Raw genomic sequence first — 18,137 nt, 5'->3', positions numbered from 1 at the left:
TGCCGCTGTGAGCCTCTTGGACTCCCAGTCGACGTATGGGGAGTCGTCCGAGTCCGGTTCAGGGCGGCACATGCGGACTCAGGTACCGGCAAACGCCCATCACTGTCGGCGCTACCGGTAGACTGGAGGCTAATCCCGCCCCACTTGTGGGACACACCGAGCAACGCTGACTAAGGCTTACCAACGCAACACGCCGCAGCCGCTCCGGCCATCCGCTGAGAGCTTGGTCTGTGCTGTGCCAGAAAGGGCGCTTCGTGGCCGATTCCGGCAACCCCAACGAGAACATCCCGTCCACCGACGCCGGCGCGAACGGCGAGGTCACAGCCTCGTTGTACGACGCCAGTGCCATCACCGTCCTCGAGGGTCTGGACGCGGTCCGCAAGCGACCCGGCATGTACATCGGCTCGACCGGTGAGCGCGGACTGCACCACCTGGTGCAAGAGGTCGTCGACAACTCCGTCGACGAGGCGCTGGCCGGCCACGCGGACACCATCGACGTCACGATCCTCGCCGACGGCGGCGTGCGGGTTGTCGACAACGGTCGTGGCATCCCGGTCGGCATCGTCCCCTCCGAGGGCAAGCCGGCCGTCGAGGTCGTGCTGACGGTCCTGCACGCGGGCGGAAAGTTCGGCGGCGGCGGCTACGCGGTCTCCGGCGGTCTGCACGGCGTGGGTGTCTCTGTCGTGAACGCCCTGTCGTCCAAGGTCTCCGTCGAGATCAAGACCGACGGCCATCGCTGGACGCAGGACTACAAGTTGGGGGTCCCGACGGCCCCGCTTGCCAAGCACGAGGCCACGGACGAGCACGGCACCACGGTCACCTTCTGGGCCGACCCGGACATCTTCGAGACCACCGAGTACTCCTTCGAGACGCTCTCGCGGCGTTTCCAGGAGATGGCGTTCCTCAACAAGGGGCTGAGGATCAACCTCACCGACGAGCGCGAGTCGGCGAAGGCCACAGCCGGGGCGGACGAGGCGGGCGAGGACGAGAAGCACGAGGTCAAGAGCGTCTCGTACCACTACGAGGGCGGCATCGTCGATTTCGTGAAGTACCTCAACTCCCGCAAGGGAGACGTGGTGCATCCCACCGTGATCGACCTCGAGGCCGAGGACAAGGACAAGAGCCTTTCCCTCGAACTCGCCATGCAGTGGAACAGCGGTTACAGCGAGGGCGTGTACTCCTTCGCCAACATCATCCACACGCATGAGGGCGGTACGCACGAAGAGGGCTTCCGTGCCGCGCTGACGAACCTGGTCAACAAGTACGCGCGCGACAAGAAGCTGCTGCGTGAGAAGGACGACAACCTCACGGGCGACGACATCCGCGAGGGTCTGACCGCGATCATCTCGGTCAAGCTGAGCGAGCCCCAGTTCGAGGGCCAGACCAAGACCAAGCTGGGCAACACCGAGGTGAAGACCTTCGTCCAGAAGGTCGTCTACGAGCACCTCAACGACTGGCTGGACCGCAACCCGACCGAGGCCGCGGACATCGTCCGCAAGGGCATCCAGGCGGCCACCGCGCGCGTGGCGGCCCGCAAGGCGCGCGACCTGACGCGCCGCAAGGGCCTGCTGGAGTCGGCGTCTCTGCCGGGCAAGCTCTCCGACTGCCAGTCGAACGACCCCACCAAGTGCGAGATCTTCATCGTCGAGGGTGACTCCGCCGGCGGCTCCGCCAAGTCCGGCCGCAACCCCGAGTACCAGGCGATCCTCCCGATCCGAGGCAAGATCCTCAACGTCGAGAAGGCACGGATCGACAAGATCCTGCAGAACCAGGAGATCCAGGCGCTGATCTCGGCCTTCGGTACCGGAGTCCATGAGGACTTCGACATCGAGAGGCTCCGCTATCACAAGATCATCCTGATGGCGGACGCCGACGTCGACGGCCAGCACATCAACACCCTGCTGCTGACGTTCCTGTTCCGCTTCATGCGGCCGCTGGTCGAGGCGGGGCACGTCTTCCTGTCGCGCCCCCCGCTCTACAAGATCAAGTGGGGCCGGGACGACTTCGAGTACGCGTACTCGGACCGCGAGCGTGACGCGCTGATCGAGCTCGGTCGGCAGAACGGCAAGCGCATCCGCGACGACTCGGTCCAGCGCTTCAAGGGTCTCGGCGAGATGAACGCCGAGGAGCTGCGCATCACGACCATGGACCAGGAGCACCGCGTCCTCGGCCAGGTCACGCTCGACGACGCCGCCCAGGCCGACGACCTGTTCTCGGTCCTGATGGGCGAGGACGTCGAGGCGCGCCGCCAGTTCATCCAGCGCAACGCCAAGGACGTCCGGTTCCTCGACATCTGAGTCGGTCTCAGCTGACCGCACCAGAAAGGATCTTCACCAGCAATGACCGACGAGAACATTCCAGTCACGCCCGTGGACGAGGGCCTGGCCCTGCGCGTCGAGCCCGTCGGGCTCGAGACGGAGATGCAGCGCTCCTACCTCGACTACGCGATGTCCGTCATCGTCTCGCGCGCGCTGCCGGACGTACGGGACGGTCTCAAGCCCGTCCACCGCCGTGTGCTGTACGCCATGTACGACGGCGGCTACCGCCCCGAGAAGGGCTTCTACAAGTGCGCCCGCGTCGTCGGCGACGTCATGGGCAACTACCACCCGCACGGCGACTCCTCGATCTACGACGCGCTGGTCCGCCTCGCGCAGCCGTGGTCGATGCGGATGCCGCTGGTGGACTCCAACGGCAACTTCGGCTCTCCGGGCAACGACCCGGCCGCGGCCATGCGGTACACCGAGTGCAAGTTGATGCCGCAGTCCATGGAGATGGTCCGCGACATCGACGAGGAGACCGTCGACTTCACGGACAACTACGACGGCCGCTCCCAGGAGCCGACGGTCCTGCCGGCCCGTTTCCCGAACCTGCTGATCAACGGCTCGGCGGGCATCGCGGTCGGCATGGCCACCAACATCCCGCCGCACAACCTGCGCGAGGTCGCGGCCGGCGCCCAGTGGTATCTGGAGAACCCCGACGCCTCCCACGAGGAGCTTCTGGACGCCCTGATCGAGCGCATCAAGGGACCTGATTTCCCGAGTGGTGCTCTAGTAGTGGGCCGAAAAGGCATCGAGGAGGCCTACCGCACGGGCCGCGGCTCCATCACGATGCGCGCGGTCGTCGAGGTCGAGGAGATCCAGAACCGCCAGTGCCTGGTGGTCACGGAGCTGCCTTACCAGGTCAACCCGGACAACCTCGCGCAGAAGATCGCCGACCTCGTGAAGGACGGCAAGATCGGCGGCATCGCGGACGTACGCGACGAGACCTCGTCCCGTACCGGCCAGCGCCTGGTCATCGTCCTGAAGCGCGACGCGGTCGCCAAGGTCGTACTGAACAACCTCTACAAGCACACCGATCTGCAGACGAACTTCGGCGCCAACATGCTGGCGCTGGTGGACGGCGTGCCGCGCACGCTGTCGCTCGACGCGTTCATCCGCCACTGGGTGAGCCACCAGATCGAGGTCATCGTCCGTCGTACGCGCTACAGGCTGCGCAAGGCCGAGGAGCGCGCGCACATCCTGCGCGGCCTTCTGAAGGCCCTGGACGCCATCGACGACGTCATCGCACTGATCCGGCGCAGTGACACCGTCGAGGTCGCGCGAGAGGGCCTGATGGGCCTTCTGGAGATCGACGAGATCCAGGCCAACGCCATCCTCGAGATGCAGCTGCGGCGCCTGGCCGCCCTGGAGCGCCAGAAGATCGTCCAGGAGCACGACGAACTCCAGGCGAAGATCACCGAGTACAACGCGATCCTCGCCTCGCCGGTGCGCCAGCGCGGCATCATCAGCGAGGAACTCGCCGCGATCGTCGAGAAGTTCGCCGACGACCGCCGCTCCAAGCTGGTGCCCTTCGACGGCGACATGTCCATGGAGGACCTGATCGCAGAAGAGGACATCGTCGTCACCATCTCGCGCGGCGGTTACGTCAAGCGCACAAAAACCGACGACTACCGTTCCCAGAAGCGTGGCGGCAAGGGCGTACGCGGCACAAAGCTCAAGGAAGACGACATCGTCGACCACTTCTTCGTGTCGACGACGCACCACTGGCTGCTGTTCTTCACCAACAAGGGCCGCGTCTACAGGGCCAAAGCGTACGAGCTGCCGGATGCCGGCCGGGACGCGCGCGGGCAGCACGTCGCGAACCTGCTGGCCTTCCAGCCGGACGAGGCGATCGCCGAGATCCTCGCGATCCGCGACTACGAAGCGGCGCCTTATCTCGTACTGGCCACCAAGGGGGGGCTGGTAAAGAAGACGCCTCTCAAAGATTACGATTCCCCGCGTTCCGGCGGCGTCATCGCGATCAACCTCCGTGAAACAGAGGCCGGTTCCGACGATGAACTGATCGGCGCCGAACTGGTTTCGGCCGAGGATGATCTGCTTCTGATCAGCAAGAAGGCGCAGTCGATCAGGTTCACGGCGACCGATGACGCCCTGCGCCCCATGGGCCGTGCGACCTCGGGTGTGAAGGGCATGAGTTTCCGTGAGGGCGACGAGCTGCTCTCGATGAATGTTGTTCGAACAGGTACGTTCGTGTTCACTGCCACCGACGGTGGGTACGCGAAGCGGACGCCCGTCGACGAGTACCGCGTCCAGGGTCGCGGTGGCCTCGGCATCAAGGCCGCCAAGATCGTGGAGGACCGCGGATCGCTCGTCGGCGCGCTGGTGGTCGAGGAGACGGACGAGATCCTCGCCATCACGCTGTCGGGCGGTGTGATTCGTACACGGGTCAACGAGATCAGGGAGACGGGCCGTGACACCATGGGCGTCCAACTGATCAACCTGGGCAAGCGCGATGCCGTCGTCGGTATCGCTCGGAACGCCGAGGCCGGTCGCGAGGCCGAGGAGGTCGACGCTGTGGACGTCGACGAATCGGACGAGGCCGACACGGTCGACGGCACGACGGACGAGGGCGACGAGTCCACGGCCGAGTAGCGCGAGGAGTGAGTCATCGTGAGCGGAGCCACGGGCGCCGGATCGACCGGTACGGAGACGGACGGCGGCCGTGGCCCCGCCACGGATGCGAAGGACTCCCACGACTCCAATGACTCCCATGACGCACATGGATCCCAGGGGGCAACTGTGACGGACACCCGAGGCGCGCAGACGCCGCAGTACGCGGCGGGCGCGGCCCCAGGCGCGCCGGTGCCCCCGGCTTCCGGTTCGCCCTTGCCCGGCGAGCGGCAGCCCCAGCAGCCCGCTCAGCCGTACCACCCGCCGCAGGCGTACCCGACACAGCCGCCACCACCGCCGGCGGCCGGCGCCGTCCGCCGGCCGCGCACCGGGGCGAGTACGACACCTCGCACCCGCAAGGCGCGCCTTCGAGTGGCCAAGGCCGACCCCTGGTCGGTGATGAAGGTCAGCTTCCTGCTCTCCATCGCGCTCGGCATCTGCACGATCGTCGCGTCCGCGGTGCTGTGGATGGTCATGGACGCCATGGGCGTCTTCTCCACGGTGGGCGGCACGATCTCCGAGGCCACGGGCTCGAACGAGTCCAACGGCTTCGATCTGCAGTCCTTCCTGTCGCTGCCGCGCGTGCTCATCTTCACGTCGATCATCGCGGTCATCGACGTCGTCCTCGCCACCGCGCTCGCCACCCTCGGCGCGTTCATCTACAACCTCTCCGCGGGCTTCGTCGGCGGTATCGAGCTGACGCTCGCGGAGGACGAGTAACCGTCTTCGGGGCCTCTTGACGGTGTGAGCACATCCTTGCCAGGGATGCGTTCCAACGCTGTCCGGGCCGGCATGAGGCCACGTCGGATATCGATTTTGGGACTGACCCGGAGGTGCGCTAATCTTCAGAGGTCAGCGCGCGGGACGTACACCGCAGAGCGCGGCGGGGCTATAGCTCAGTTGGTTAGAGCGCATCCCTGATAAGGATGAGGCCACAGGTTCAAATCCTGTTAGCCCCACACCACGAAGACCCCCAACCAGTCGCGGTTGGGGGTCTTCTTCGTGTCCTGTGGCGTACGCAAGTTCGCCCGGCTGTGAGGTTGCGAGGGACGATCGGCGGCTACGTCAGGTCGTGCACGGGGTGGCGGAGTCCGCCGCCTCCTGGGCCTCGGACGGGGTCTCCACGTCCGTCGGCGGGCGGTGGCGGCAGTTGGGGGCGGAGCCGTGGGCCTCGGCGTGGATGCGTTGCTTCATGGTGGGAGGCAGGGTGCGGCTGAAGGACAAGGCCCAGCCGGACATCGCGGGGGCCGTGACCGTGGGGCTCGCATTGCGGGCGGACTCGGTCTGGGGTACCGCGGTGGCCGCGCCGGCTGTCGTGACGAGTCCGAGCGTCGTGCACAGTGCGATGAAGGCGGTGATGACTGCGGTCCACAGCTTCATGACCTTGTTCCTGGCCACGGTCCCTCACTTTCGGGTTGGGTGATTTGCGTACTTTCCTCATGATGTGTAGGGGAACCGTGAAGTGGTGGACCGACGCTCGTGGCGCGTTGCTCTTCAGATGAACACCACCCGGATGGACCCAAGAAGTCCGTAGAGTGGATAAAGGCGCTGAAAGTTGCAGAATGTGGCGAGTTGTCGCTCTGCGGTCGGAGCCATGGCGTCCGCTTCTACGGCTGCGTGCCGGGCGGGAGTTGAGGGCCGACGCAGGTCACCGATCGGTATCGGTCGGTGTGTATAGTCGGGCGCCAGAAGTCCCCTACGTCAAGGAAAGACGAGGTCGCGCGGTGAAGAAGCTTCTCCTGGTCGCACTGGCCGCCATCGGCGGGCTCCTCGTGTACCGCCAGATCCAGGCGGATCGCGCCGAGCAGGATCTGTGGACGGAGGCGACTGACTCCGTGCCCACGGGTTCGTGAGTACCGACGACAGTCCCAGTACAGACCCCGGCCGCCCTCGCGGTCGGGGTTTTCGTTGTCCACATGTCTTCGTGTTCCTCCACGTGTCCTCCCACAGGAAGCGCTTGCGTCGCCGAAGCGGGGGATGACGCGATGGCGGGCGGGGCAGGATGGTCGGGGCTTCGCGATGTCCGGGGCATGACGATGCCGGTCCGCGGGAGCCCGGTGGGTGACGATCCGGGGCTACGACGAGGGGTGGCGCGTGATGAGGCGGCGCACGGGGTGGTGGCGCGGCCGTACGGCCTTGACCTGCGTGGCGGCGCTGTGCGCGGTCGCGGCGCTGCCCGGACCGATGCAGGGGCAGGCGCGCGGCCAGGGGATGGCAGCCGGTACGCCTGATCCGTACGTCTTCGCCGAGGACGCCCAGCGGATCGATGGCGCGCCGAACGCGGCCGAAGCCGTACAACTGGCCCCGGGCGAGACCTACAAGAGCTCCGTCCAGAACAACGAGAAGGTCTACTACCGCCTCCAGCTCGACAACGTCTCCAACGCGTACGTCTCGGCCACCGCCCTCCCCAGGACGGGGACGAACGTCGCCTCCTCGGACGGCCTCAAGGTCTCCCTCCAGGACCCCGACGGCCACAGTTGCTTCTCCGGAGACGCCGAGGTGGCCCGCTTCGGGCCCACCGAGAGCCCGCGCCCCCTCACGGCCTGGGCGTCGCGCCGGGCCGGCGGGTACGCCTGCCGGACGGCAGGGACGTACACCGTGGTCGTGGAGCGCATCAGCCGAGCCGATTCCTCACCGGACGACTGGAGCCTGGAGCTTCAGTACGTGTCCGAGCCCGCCCTGAAGAGGACCGGTCCGACGACCGCCCCCGAGACCTGGAACTCCGCCACCCCCAAGCCCGTCAGCGGCACGCCGAAGATCCGCAGGGGCGGCACGAGCTTCAACGAGGCGCGCGCCCTCGAGCAGGGCGTCTGGAAAGACGGCATCCGGGCCGGGCAGACGCGCTTCTACCGGATCCCGGTCGACTGGGGGCAACAGTTCTACGCCACGGCCGAACTGGGCGCGGCCGACGGCGACGGCTCCCTGGGCAACGCCCTCGTCATGTCGCTCTACAACCCCGTGCGCGCCTTCGTGGACGACGCCGACACCGGATACGACGGCACACCGAAGTCGACCGCCCTGGAGCCGCTGCCGGCGGTCGCGTACGAGAACCGGTACACCGTCGACAACCAGGTCAGCGGGATGCGGTTCGCCGGCTGGTACTACCTCGCCGTGCATCTCGGCGCCGAGACGGCCGACAAGTTCGGCGACGGGCCGCTCGGGCTGACGCTGCGTGTGCGGGTGAGCGGGGCGGCGGGCGCCGAGCCGGCGTACGCGGGGGTGGCCAGGCCTCGCGGTGTGTTCGACATCACAGCGGGGGACAAGGGCGCGGCGGCGGACGGACGTGACGGCGGGGACAGCGACACAACGATGAGGCTGGTGGCCGCGGGCGGGATCGGCGCGGGGAGCGTGCTCGTGTTGGGGCTCGGGGTGTGGACTGTGGCCGCCCGGCGACGGGCGGATGGTGCGGCAGCGATGGCCGGCGGTGCGGTCGCACGGGAGTACGAGCCGCCGCGGGCCCGGTAGTTCGCCGACTCAGGCCGGGGCCTGGCCGACTCAAGCCGGGCTTCGCCGACTCAGGTCCGGCTCTCCGCGACCTCAGGTCCGGGCCTCGCGGGCTCAGATCTGAGTCAGGGCCCAGAACCCGACCGCGAAGCAGACCAGCGCGAGCAGCAGCACCGGAATCGCCACCTGCGCGGGCGGCCCGGGGCGCCGGAGCGCGCGCCTGCCACGGTGCCGCGCAACTGGCTGTGGCTGAGGCGGAACCTGAACGTCGCGAGCGGTGTACGAACCAGTAGAGGCGAATGCGTGCGGCTGCGACGCGGGGGTCGCGGCCTGAGGGGAGGGCACATGCGTGGGCCCGTACGACGGAGCATGGGCGGGAGCCGGGAGCGCGAACGAGCTGAGGGGAGTGGGGGCCTGCTGTGGCTGTGCTGGTTGCTGGGGCTGTGGGGGGAACTGTGGTTGGGCCGGCCGCGGGTGCTGCTGCGGATGAGAGGTGGCTGTCCGGGGCTGAGGCGGAGGCGGCAGGTGGAAGCTGCCGGTGTCCGACATCGTGGACTTCGGGGAGGGCTGTGGGGGTACGGCATCGGGAGCCGGGGGAGGCGGTACGGCGTCGGTCGTGGGGGTGCCGTCAGGGGGTACGGCGCCCGCGCGGGCCGGAGTCGAGACGGCACCCGTCTGCGGATGTGGCGGCGCGGTGCCGGCGTTGGTGTGCTGAGTCGCGCTGCCGTGGCCAGGACCGGGGTGCTGAGGAGTGCTGGTCTGCTCACGGTCAGACGTGGTCGGGAGTGTGCCGCCCGGGCCGGACCCCGCGGGGAGCGGACCTTCCGGGCCGAACCCCGGCGGAAGCGGGCCGAGTTGGTCGAAGATCTCGATCACTTCGTCGTCGGGGCCGGGGTCCTGCAGAAGCTCCCTGGCCGAGGCGAGCGCCTTGCGCGCCCCCGTGGCGGTGCGGAACCGCGCCTGTGGGTCCGGCTGCACCAGGGCCGCCACGACCTGCCACAGCGGCTCCGGAAGGCCCTTCGGGGCACCCGGGGTGCCGTGCGCCGCGAAGTACTCGATGAGCGCCTTGGCATCGGGCCTGGCGCCCTCCAGCAGATAGAGGGCGACCAGACCCACGGCGAACAGATCGGCGGGGAAGTCCGGCTCCTCGCCCAGCAGTTGCTCGGGCGCGAGGTAACCGGGCGTCCCCACCACATAGTTGGTCTCCGTCAGCCGTGGCTCACCCAGGCGCATCGCGATGCCGAAGTCGGACAGCCGCAGCCGCGGGCGGCCCGTTCCGGTCGCCTCCAGCAGGATGTTGGCAGGCTTGACATCGCGATGCACGACCCCCTCCGCGTGCACCGCGGCAAGCCCCGCCAGCAGCTGGTCGAGCAGAGTGCAGACGAACATCGGCGGCAGGGGACCGTAATCCCCGACCAGATGAACCAGCGAGCCTCCGCCGACCAGGTCCATGGTGAACAGGACCTTGTCGTCGTCGGCCGCCCAGCTGGCGGGAGCAAGCACATGCGGATGATCGATCCGCAGCGCCTGCTCCCGCACGAAGCGCAACAGCGCGTGCGCGTCGCTCTGTTGCAGAACCTTGGCGGCCACATACCGGCGCCGCCGGTGGTCCCAGGCGCGCCAGACCGCACCGACTCCCCCGCGTCCGATCGGATCGACCAGTTCGTACCGGCCGGCGAAGACCTCACCCATGGTCGTGCGTCGCTCCCCCTTCGGCGGTCGGCACGGCGGCCTCATCGAGAAGCCCGGCTGCCTGACTTCCCGCCTCCAGCAGGCTCAACAGACCTACGGCTACGAGGTGTTCGACGGCCGGGCGACGGACTTAGCTCTGGTGGGACTGGTAGTGCGCGACCGCGTCGGAAGTGCGACCCGCCCCGTACACCCGGAGGAACTCTGCCAGTTCCGGGTGGCTCGGGGCGAGACTGTCCGCCGCCTCGATGATGTCCCCCGCGGCCGACACGGAGCGCAGCAGCGACTGTATCTCGCGCACCACACGCTTGACCGTGGGAGCACCCGAACTGGTCGACGACTGCGTGCTGTTGTTGAGCACCGAGCCCCCCTGCGACTTCTTGATCTCCTCCATGCGCTCGGTGGCCTCAGCCGCGCTCACGCTGCCGTCGGCGACCTGACCCGCGAGGTCCTGCAGCAACTGCACTCGCTGCACCACCGCCGGGTTGCCGATTTTGGCGCGCTGACCACTCATCAGCTGCGACAACATCGGTGCTGACAGTCCCAATACCCCCGCCAGACGAGCCTGGTTGAGCCCCAGGTCGTCTATGAGCCTACGGAAGAGCGCCCCCAGCGGCTCCCCGTACCAATTCCGCTGCAGCTCCCGCGCTCTTGCGGTTGCTTCCTGCTGTGCGGCGTCCATGCGCGTCTCCCCATCGCTTCGTACCGCGGTTCGCTGAAGCGAACCACGTCGAGCATCTTATGGAGAGTGGTCGTCCGCTGGGACCCCAATCCTTTTGCAGGATCCTGGGGGTAACCCGGTACTCTGGGCTGCGACGCTCTTCCGGGAGAAGATTCTCCCGGCGGACGCGTCCCTTCCGGGGCCTTAGCTCAGTTGGTAGAGCGCTGTCTTTGCATGGCAGATGTCAGGGGTTCGACTCCCCTAGGCTCCACACCCTGAAGACCCCTCTGACCTGCGGAAACGCGGTTGGAGGGGGCTTTCTGTACAGGCTTTCCCCGATCCCCGATCCCCGGCCGACTCGGCTGGTTCCACGTGAAACATCGTTGTGGGCGGGAGACCTCAGGTCTCCCGCCCACAACGATGTTGAAACCAGTGGATACGAGCCGACATGAACCGGCGGCGTCAGCCGCGCTTGTCGCGCTCCGCCGCCTCTGCCTCGGCCTGCTTCGCCTGGACCTCGGGATCGAGCGCCTCCTGGCCGCTGCCGTCGACCGAGGCCAGCTGACCGGTGTCCGGCACCTCCGTGGCGGCCGGCGGCTCCACCAGCCAGTCGGGGTTGGCCTGCTTGTCCCACCACTTCCAAGCGGCGAAGGCACCGCCCGTCAGGACGCCAAGAACAGCCAGCCCCTTCGCAAGGCGCCCGACCCTGGCCCGCCGCTGATGCCTACGGGCCAGCTTCTCGATCTCCTTCGGTGAGACCTGGCCGCGCAGCGCCGCCAGCGCCGCCGCACTACGGGCCGCAGCCTCCTCACGGACAGGCCCAGCCGCCGCCCTGGCCTGCTCGATCCTCGGCCGGGAGTAGTCAGCGGCCTGCCGGGCAGCGATGCGGGCGCGCAGCGCCGCCTCGTGGGCGGCGTAGTCGACCTTCGGCGGCACATGAGTGCGCGCCTGCTCCAGACGCGGCGCGAGATGGGCGTCGTACTGCGTACGAGCCTGATCGGCGGCCTGGTGAGCGGCAGCCGACACCTTCGGCGCGAGCCGTACGCGTGCTTCCTGCGCGTAGTGCGCGGCCCGGTCCTTGGCCGTGTCGGCGTAGGGCGCCACCGCTTCCGCGGCGTGCAGCACGCTGCCCTTCGCCGAGCCGGTCGCGGCGCGCACGCTGTCGATGCGGGTCACGGGATCCTCCTCCTCGGTGGCGTACGGGGGGCATTGAGAAATCCCCCAGAAAGACACAGTTCACCTTTCCACCCTTATCAGGATCATGCCTGTCGGAGCGCTCCGGAGCATTCGCGAGCGGGCATCCGAGCCACGCGTACCGACCGCAAGCGCACTCGGGGCAATAACTGATCAATACGGTGCAACAAGGGCTTGCCGACGACAATGCCACGGATCCTCCGGCCACGCGCCCCTTTGGTACGAAGCAGCTCAGACCGGTGGCGACGCGAGACGGGCAGCGCAGGCCGTGCGAGGATCGAGGAGTACCAAAGGACAACGGAAGGCAGATCGTGGCCGAGCAGCTCTACGCCACCCTGAAGACCAACCAAGGCGACATCGAAGTGCGGCTCCTGCCGAACCACGCGCCCAAGACGGTCCGGAACTTCGTCGAACTCGCCAAGGGCGAGCGTGAGTGGACCAACCCCGAGACCGGGGAGAAGACCACGGACAGACTCTACGACGGCACGGTCTTCCACCGGGTGATCAGCGAATTCATGATCCAGGGCGGCGACCCCCTGGGCAACGGCACAGGCGGCCCCGGCTACCAGTTCGAGGACGAGTTCCACCCCGACCTCGCCTTCGACAAGCCGTACCTGCTGGCCATGGCGAACGCCGGCCCGGGCACCAACGGCTCGCAATTCTTCATCACCGTCTCCCCGACGGCCTGGCTGAACCGCAAGCACACCATCTTCGGCGAGGTCACCGACGCGGCCAGCCAGAAGATCGTCGACGCCATCGCCTCGATGCAGACCAACCCGCGCACCAAGCGCCCCGTCAACGACGTGGTCATCGAGTCGGTCGTCGTCGAGACCCGCTGAGCCCCGACCGTCGCTGAAGACCCGACCGTCGCTGAGGCCGGCCACCGCCGAAGCCAAGCCTCCGCGCCCGTACTCGCGGGAGCCAGGACGCGAGCCAGGGCCCGAAAACCAAGGCCAGGGAACCAATGCGCCCCGCCCGTCCGTAGAAGGAAGGGCGGGGCGGTGCATTGGGGTATCCGCCCCCTGGGACACCGCCGAGTGCCCGCCGTACGGAGAATGAGGGGACCCCATGGACCAGGTGCCAGGCAGCCCGCAGGGACCGCAGGACGCCCAGAACCTGCCCACCTGCTACCGGCACCCCGACCGGGAGACCGGCATCCGCTGCACCCGCTGCGAGCGCTCCATCTGCCCCGAATGCATGGTCAGCGCCTCAGTCGGCTTCCAATGCCCCGAGTGCGTACGAGACGGCTCCGGCACAGGCCACTCACCGGCCGCCAGTCGGCCACGCACCCTCGCCGGCGGCACGATCACCGAAGACCCCCGGCTCATCACCAAGATCCTCCTCGGCCTCAACCTCGCCCTCTTCCTCGTCCAGCTCTCCATCGGCGACCGCTTCACCGACAGCTTCGACCTCATCGGCCGCGCATACGTACCCATCCTCGGAGACGTCGAAGGCGTCGCCGAAGGACAGTGGTACCGCCTCGTCACGGCCATGTTCCTGCACGGCAGCGTCATCCACATCGCCTTCAACATGCTCAGCCTGTGGTGGATCGGCGGCCCTCTCGAAGCAGCCCTCGGACGCGCCCGCTACATCGCCCTCTACGCAATCTCCGGCCTCGCAGGCAGCGCCCTCACCTACCTGCTCGCCGAACCCAACCAGCCCTCACTCGGCGCCTCCGGCGCCATCTTCGGCCTCTTCGGCGCGACCGCCATCCTCATGCGTCGGCTCAACTACGACATGCGCCCCGTCATCGCCCTGCTGGTGATCAACCTGATCTTCACCTTCGGGTGGAGCAACATCGCCTGGGAAGCCCACATCGGCGGCCTCGTCGGCGGCGTGATGATCGGCTACGCGATGGTCCACGCACCTCGCGCACGGCGGACTCTGATCCAGTACGGCGTCTGCGCGCTGGTGCTGATAGCCGTTGTGGTCATGACACTCATCAGGACCGGTCAGCTCACCTGAGGTGCCGACGTTGTCCACAGACTGTGCCGGATCTTGTGCATGCTGTGTGGGAACGGGTGTGCCCCCTGCCGCTGACCTGGGTTTCCCCAGGCAGGGCAGGGGGCGAACGGACTTCCGGATCCCGGTAGGTCAGTCACACCGGGGTCAACGCCCAATGAGTTATCCACAGATCAGTTGTGTTTTCCACCGCTGATCGGCCATGTTTTCCACCGCTGTGGACAGCTGTGGATAACTTTCCGTGGGCAGCTTCAGTCAGGACTTGCCGTACAGGTCCTCGACACCTTGGGGCCGCGTTACTTCCACTGCGTCGAAACGCCGAACCCCGCGGCGATGAAGCCGAAGCCCACCACGATGTTCCAGTTGCCGAGGGAATCGATCGGCAGCGAGCCGTCCGTCACATAGAAAACGACGATCCAGGCGAGGCCGATGAGGAACATGGCCAGCATGACCGGGGCGACCCAGCTGCGGCTGGTCAGCTTGATGTTGGTTGCCTGCTTCGCCGCGGGCGGCGTGTAGTCGGCCTTCTTGCGGATACGTGACTTCGGCACGAGGGTCTCTCCTGTCGATGCGCTGCGTGGCCGCGCAGGGAACGTGGGCTGGCTCCGGGGCAGCGTACAAGGGGACTCTTAGGGCTCCCCCGGGCGTCCGTTAGCGTAGTGCTTCCGCGGCGCCGAAGGAGATAAGGGTACGTTGAGCAATTCTGCCGACTCGCCCCAGGCGGGTTCCAGCCCTGTGCGTATGCGGCGTTTTCGTCCGGTGCGTGTGCTGACGGTGGCTGTGTTCGCTCTCGCCGGGTTGATCTTCTTCACCAGTTTCAACACGGCCAAGGGCACCAATATCCGTACGGATGCCTCGTTGCTGAAGCTCTCCGATCTCATCCAGGAGCGCAGCCACAAGAACGGCCGGCTCGGCGAGAGCAACGCGACGTTGCGCGAGGATGTCGAAGCCCTCGCCGAGCGTGACGACGGCAGTACGAAGGCGGAGGACGAAAGGCTCGCTGCTCTGGAGGGCAACGCGGGCACGCAGAAGCTCAAGGGCGAGGCCCTCACGGTCACGCTGAACGATGCGCCGCCGAATGCCACGGCCAAGCTCCCCGGTTATCCCGAGCCGCAGCCGGACTACCTGGTCATTCACCAGCAGGATCTGCAGGCGGTGGTCAACGCCATGTGGCAGGGCGGCGCCAAGGGCATCAAGGTCATGGACCAGCGGCTGATCTCCACCAGCGCCGTGCGCTGCGTCGGCAACACCCTGATCCTTCAGGGCCGCGTCTATTCGCCCCCGTACAAGATCACCGCGGTTGGTGACCCGGAGAAGCTGCAGAAGGCCCTGGCGGCGTCTCCTGCGATCCAGAACTACATGGTGTACGTCAATGTCTATGGGCTCGGCTGGAAAGTCGAGGAGGAAGGGGCAGTGACTCTTCCCGGCTACTCGGGCACAGTGGATCTCCACTACGCGAAGCCTGTGGAGTAAGCCCGCCGGGAGCCGCCGATGCGAGTGGTCATCAGGACGTTCAGCGAACTGTGCATCACCGTGGGCGGCGTCATCGTGCTCTTTGTCGTCTATGTGCTGTTCTGGACGGGCGTGAAGGCCGACAGTGCGATGGACGACCAGATCGACAGCCTCCAGGACCGGTGGTCGAAGGGGACGGTCGCGGCCGAGGCCCCCGCAGTCGAGAATCCCGAGCCGCCGGCGCCGTACGAGGACGGCAAGCCCTTCGCCGTCATGTACATCCCGCGCTTAGGTTTCACGTGGAACAAGCCCGTGCTCGAAGGCACGAAGACCGGCACGCTGAAGAAGGGTCTTGGTCACTACGCGAGTACGGCGCAGCTCGGCCAGGAGGGCAATTTCGCGGTTGCGGGCCATCGCCGCACGTATGGGGACCCGTTCAAGGACTTTCCCAAGCTGCGCCCCGGTGACGCGGTGGTTCTGACCGATGGCACGACCTGGTTCACGTACCGGATCGACACCGAGCCGTACAAGACGCTGCCCAGTGATATCGCGGTCATTGACCCGGTACCGAGGAAGTCCGGGTATACGCGGGCGGGCCGCTATCTGACGCTGACGACCTGTGAGCCGGAGTGGGGGCACAGTCACAGGCTGATCGTGTGGGCGCACCTTGATGCCACGCAGCCCGTGGAGGCTGGGAAACCGGAGGCTCTACGCGGTTAGTCTGGTCGTGTACGGCGTGAGTCTGGTGCCGTGGCGTGACGGAAGGGACGGCATGTACAGCTTCATCTGGCGGCATCTGCCGGGAAACGCGTTGATCAAGGCGTTGATCTCCATCGTGCTGGTTCTCGCGGTGGTCTATGTGCTGTTCCAGTACGTCTTCCCGTGGGCCGAACCGCTGCTGCCCTTCAACGATGTGACGGTGGACAACCAGTGAGCGCGCGGATTCTCGTCGTCGACAATTACGACAGCTTTGTCTTCAACCTGGTCCAGTACCTGTATCAGCTGGGCGCCGAGTGCGAGGTGCTGCGCAACGACGAGGTATCGACGGCGCATGCCCAGGACGGCTTCGCCGGTGTGCTGTTGTCGCCCGGACCCGGCACTCCGGAGCAGGCGGGCGTGTGCGTCGACATGGTGCGCCACTGCGCGACGACCGGCGTACCCGTCTTCGGGGTCTGCCTGGGCATGCAGTCGATGCAGGTGGCGTACGGGGGTGTGGTGGACCGTGCGCCCGAGCTGCTGCACGGCAAGACCTCGCTCGTCGAGCACGAGGGCCGGGGTGTCTTCGCGGGGCTGCCGTCGCCCTTTACGGCGACGCGTTACCACTCGCTGGCCGCTGAGCCGGGGACCGTTCCGGACGAGCTGGAGGTCACGGCCCGTACGCATGACGGGATCATCATGGGGCTGCGGCATCGTGAACTGCCGGTCGAGGGTGTGCAGTTCCATCCCGAGTCCGTGCTGACCGAGCACGGTCACCGCATGCTGGCCAACTGGCTCGCAGTGTGCGGTGATCCGAGGGCCGTGGCGAGGTCGACGGGGCTTGCCCCAGTGGTGGGCAGGGCTACGGCGTGACCGCCCTGCGCCCCGAGCGCGACAGCGGCGCCCCGTACGGTGAGGACACCGTGTACGGGGCCGCTGGCGCGTATGGAGGCGCTGCGGGGCCGGAGCAGGAGTGGTACGACCCCGAGGGGTATGTGCGGGACTGGTACGGGGAGCAGGCGGCTTCGTCGTCCGCGGAGTCTCAGTCTTCGCCCTCGTATGACGAACCCTCTTACGGCGAGCCCTCGCCCGGGAGGCCTTCGCGCGGGGAGCAGCGGCATGGGGAGGCGTGGCAGGAGGAGGCGTACTCCGAGCCGTACGAGCCCGCTCCGATGCCCCCGATCGATGAAGAGACCGTCGCGCTGCGCGTACCGGACAGCGAGTCCATGCGGGCGGCCAGGTCTGCCACACCCGCCCTTGGCCCCGCCGGCGGCCGTGCGGCCCGGCGTAAGGCCGCCAAGCGGCATGGGCGGCATGGTGGGACGGTGGAGGAGCCGTCGGCGGCGGAGCCGGGCGCGACGCCTCTCTCGCGGGTGGATGCGCGGCGGGCGGCGCGGGCGCAGAGGCCGGGGGCGGCGGTGATGGCCAGCCGGGCGATCGGTGAGGTGTTCATCACCACGGGCGTGCTGATGCTGCTGTTCGTGACGTACCAGCTGTGGTGGACGAACATCCGGGCGGAGGCCCAGGCGGGCAGTGCGGCGAGCAGTCTGCAGAACGACTGGGCGGCCGGTAAGCGGAAGCCGGGGGCGTTCGAGCCGGGGCAGGGCTTCGCCCTCCTGCACATTCCGAAGCTGGATGTGGTGGTGCCGATCGCCGAGGGCATCGACAAGAAGCGGGTGCTGGACCGCGGCATGGTCGGTCACTACGCGGAGGACGATCTGAAGACGGCGATGCCGGAGGCGAAGTCGGGCAACTTCGGACTTGCCGGGCATCGCAACACCCATGGCGAGCCGTTCCGGTACATCAACCGGCTCCAGCCGGGCGATCCGATCGTCGTGGAGACGCAGGACCAGTACTTCGTCTACAAGATGGCGTCGATTCTGCCGGTGACGGCGCCGAGCAACACGGCCGTCCTGGACGAGATCCCCAAGGGATCGGGTTTCACCACGGCGGGCCGCTACATCACTCTGACGACCTGCACTCCCGAGTTCACCAGCAAGTACCGGATGATCGTCTGGGGCAAGATGGTCGAGGAACGGCCGCGCAGCCAGGGGAAGCCCGATGCGCTCGTCAGTTAAGGACAGATGAAG

General features: G+C 67.4%; 17 protein-coding genes and 2 tRNA genes. 14 read left to right on the top strand and 5 right to left on the bottom strand.

Features of this window, described 5'->3' with window-relative positions; translation table 11 throughout:
• The first annotated feature begins 254 nt into the window (after window positions 1–254).
• The 4 genes from gyrB (at window position 255) to IEZ21_RS13295 (ending at window position 5,908) form a co-directional block, all read left to right on the top strand.
• Window positions 255–2,297, top strand: a complete 2,043-nt coding sequence (gene gyrB / locus IEZ21_RS13310; RefSeq protein ID WP_189322079.1) for a DNA topoisomerase (ATP-hydrolyzing) subunit B — start codon at window positions 255–257, stop codon at window positions 2,295–2,297.
• A 42-nt stretch (window positions 2,298–2,339) separates the two neighbouring features.
• Entirely contained in the window at window positions 2,340–4,931 is a 2,592-nt protein-coding gene (gene gyrA / locus IEZ21_RS13305; RefSeq protein WP_189322078.1) for a DNA gyrase subunit A, read from the top strand.
• An 18-nt stretch (window positions 4,932–4,949) separates the two neighbouring features.
• The gene (locus IEZ21_RS13300; RefSeq protein WP_189322077.1) at window positions 4,950–5,669 is read left to right on the top strand and encodes a DUF3566 domain-containing protein; all 720 of its coding nucleotides are present in this window, start codon (window positions 4,950–4,952) and stop codon (window positions 5,667–5,669) included.
• Window positions 5,670–5,834: 165 nt separating this feature from the next.
• Window positions 5,835–5,908 (top strand) — tRNA-Ile (locus IEZ21_RS13295).
• Between the two features lie 106 nt (window positions 5,909–6,014).
• On the opposite strand, the gene IEZ21_RS13290 is transcribed toward IEZ21_RS13295, so the two are convergent.
• The gene (locus IEZ21_RS13290) at window positions 6,015–6,329 is read right to left on the bottom strand and encodes a DUF6344 domain-containing protein (protein ID WP_308429631.1); all 315 of its coding nucleotides are present in this window, start codon (window positions 6,327–6,329) and stop codon (window positions 6,015–6,017) included.
• A 344-nt stretch (window positions 6,330–6,673) separates the two neighbouring features.
• Here IEZ21_RS13290 and IEZ21_RS47030 point away from each other — a divergent pair, with 344 nt between their 5' ends.
• Together IEZ21_RS47030 and IEZ21_RS13280 are read left to right on the top strand one after the other, a co-directional pair.
• Window positions 6,674–6,802 (top strand): DLW-39 family protein, encoded by a 129-nt coding sequence (locus IEZ21_RS47030; RefSeq protein WP_003999697.1) that lies wholly within the window; start codon window positions 6,674–6,676, stop codon window positions 6,800–6,802.
• A 208-nt stretch (window positions 6,803–7,010) separates the two neighbouring features.
• Window positions 7,011–8,414, top strand: coding sequence for a hypothetical protein (locus IEZ21_RS13280; RefSeq protein ID WP_246567671.1), 1,404 nt, complete (start codon window positions 7,011–7,013; stop codon window positions 8,412–8,414).
• 93 nt (window positions 8,415–8,507) lie between these two features.
• On the opposite strand, the gene IEZ21_RS13275 is transcribed toward IEZ21_RS13280, so the two are convergent.
• Together IEZ21_RS13275 and IEZ21_RS13270 are read right to left on the bottom strand one after the other, a co-directional pair.
• Entirely contained in the window at window positions 8,508–10,085 is a 1,578-nt protein-coding gene (locus IEZ21_RS13275) for a serine/threonine-protein kinase (RefSeq protein WP_189322076.1), read from the bottom strand.
• A gap of 130 nt (window positions 10,086–10,215) precedes the next feature.
• On the bottom strand, window positions 10,216–10,764 hold the full coding sequence (locus tag IEZ21_RS13270; protein WP_189322075.1) for a helix-turn-helix domain-containing protein: 549 nt from the start codon (window positions 10,762–10,764) through the stop codon (window positions 10,216–10,218).
• Between the two features lie 177 nt (window positions 10,765–10,941).
• On the opposite strand from IEZ21_RS13270, the gene IEZ21_RS13265 reads away from it, so the two are divergent.
• Window positions 10,942–11,014, top strand: a tRNA-Ala gene (locus tag IEZ21_RS13265).
• A 191-nt stretch (window positions 11,015–11,205) separates the two neighbouring features.
• Here the strand turns inward: IEZ21_RS13265 and IEZ21_RS13260 are convergent.
• On the bottom strand, window positions 11,206–11,919 hold the full coding sequence (locus IEZ21_RS13260; RefSeq protein ID WP_189322074.1) for a DUF5324 family protein: 714 nt from the start codon (window positions 11,917–11,919) through the stop codon (window positions 11,206–11,208).
• A gap of 329 nt (window positions 11,920–12,248) precedes the next feature.
• Between IEZ21_RS13260 and IEZ21_RS13255 the strand changes: the two genes are divergently transcribed.
• Window positions 12,249–12,776, top strand: a complete 528-nt coding sequence (locus IEZ21_RS13255; protein WP_189322073.1) for a peptidylprolyl isomerase — start codon at window positions 12,249–12,251, stop codon at window positions 12,774–12,776.
• A 229-nt stretch (window positions 12,777–13,005) separates the two neighbouring features.
• Window positions 13,006–13,902, top strand: coding sequence for a rhomboid family intramembrane serine protease (locus IEZ21_RS13250; RefSeq protein WP_189322072.1), 897 nt, complete (start codon window positions 13,006–13,008; stop codon window positions 13,900–13,902).
• Window positions 13,903–14,195: 293 nt separating this feature from the next.
• Here the strand turns inward: IEZ21_RS13250 and crgA are convergent, their stop codons facing one another.
• Window positions 14,196–14,450, bottom strand: coding sequence for a cell division protein CrgA (gene crgA / locus IEZ21_RS13245; RefSeq protein ID WP_189322071.1), 255 nt, complete (start codon window positions 14,448–14,450; stop codon window positions 14,196–14,198).
• Between the two features lie 142 nt (window positions 14,451–14,592).
• Here crgA and IEZ21_RS13240 point away from each other — a divergent pair, with 142 nt between their 5' ends.
• From IEZ21_RS13240 to IEZ21_RS13220, 5 genes are read left to right on the top strand one after another with little or no spacing between them, the layout of a single operon-like run.
• The gene (locus IEZ21_RS13240) at window positions 14,593–15,372 is read left to right on the top strand and encodes a DUF881 domain-containing protein (protein WP_189322070.1); all 780 of its coding nucleotides are present in this window, start codon (window positions 14,593–14,595) and stop codon (window positions 15,370–15,372) included.
• A gap of 18 nt (window positions 15,373–15,390) precedes the next feature.
• Complete coding sequence (locus IEZ21_RS13235) at window positions 15,391–16,071, top strand: class E sortase (protein ID WP_189322069.1); 681 nt, start codon at window positions 15,391–15,393, stop codon at window positions 16,069–16,071.
• Between the two features lie 52 nt (window positions 16,072–16,123).
• A complete protein-coding gene (locus IEZ21_RS13230; protein WP_033321333.1) occupies window positions 16,124–16,285 on the top strand; it encodes a hypothetical protein in 162 nt (53 codons plus the stop codon).
• Window positions 16,282–16,920 carry an aminodeoxychorismate/anthranilate synthase component II gene (locus IEZ21_RS13225; protein WP_189322068.1) on the top strand — a complete coding sequence of 213 codons (639 nt, stop codon included), beginning with the start codon at window positions 16,282–16,284 and terminating at the stop codon, window positions 16,918–16,920. The genes IEZ21_RS13230 and IEZ21_RS13225 overlap by 4 nt, the downstream gene beginning before the upstream one ends.
• Window positions 16,917–18,125, top strand: a complete 1,209-nt coding sequence (locus tag IEZ21_RS13220) for a class E sortase (protein WP_189322067.1) — start codon at window positions 16,917–16,919, stop codon at window positions 18,123–18,125. Before IEZ21_RS13225 ends, IEZ21_RS13220 begins: the two co-directional genes overlap by 4 nt.
• Window positions 18,126–18,137: the final 12 nt, after the last annotated feature.

It is taken from the genome of Streptomyces flaveus (assembly GCF_014647675.1).
GTDB lineage: Bacteria > Actinomycetota > Actinomycetes > Streptomycetales > Streptomycetaceae > Streptomyces > Streptomyces flaveus.
The sequence above is the reverse complement of the archived record's forward strand: the minus strand, read 5'-3'. Positions and strand labels throughout refer to the sequence as shown.